Here is a 580-nt window from a genome sequence, read left to right on the forward strand (position 1 = left end):
CAAGCTGGAGGCCGAAGCCAAAGCCGATAAGCGAGGTCTCTGGGCATTACCGGAATCGGAGAGAACTCCCCCTTGGGAGTGGCGAAGAAAGCACTAACCACACCCCAGAGTATGCAGGTGTAAACAGTAACCAAGAAAACAAACAGGAATAACGATGAACAAAAGTGAACTGATTATGAAAGTGGCCGAAGACGCTGACATTAGCAAAGCAAAGGCCGAAGCTGCGGTAAATGCGCTGATCAACTCAGTGAAAGAGGTGCTTAAAGCGGGTGGGACAGTAGCGCTCACTGGGTTTGGTACTTTCCACGTTAAGGAACGCGCAGCGCGAACCGGGCGGAATCCCCAGACTGGAGAGAACATCCAGATCGCGGCGGCCAACATTCCTGGGTTCAAAGCTGGTAAGGGGTTGAAAGACTCCGTGAACTAGATCTTAATCATGTGACACATGAATAAGGTTTACATAAGGCTCCTTCGTGGGAGCCTTATTCATATCAGACATGAATAAGGGGAAGGGATGAGATGGTCGTCAGCTCAAAAAGACGTTTTGTTCATTCTATACGCAATTGAGGCCGGTGGAAAA

At 49.3% G+C, this 580-nt stretch carries 1 protein-coding gene; it reads left to right on the forward strand.

From position 1 onward, the window contains the following. The first annotated feature begins 154 nt into the window (after window positions 1-154). Window positions 155-427: an HU family DNA-binding protein gene (locus tag R7R78_RS28175; RefSeq protein WP_001043046.1), complete on the forward strand. Its 273-nt coding sequence runs from the start codon at window positions 155-157 to the stop codon at window positions 425-427. The last annotated feature ends 153 nt before the right edge of the window (window positions 428-580 follow it).

The organism is Vibrio sp. 2134-1, assembly GCF_033339495.1.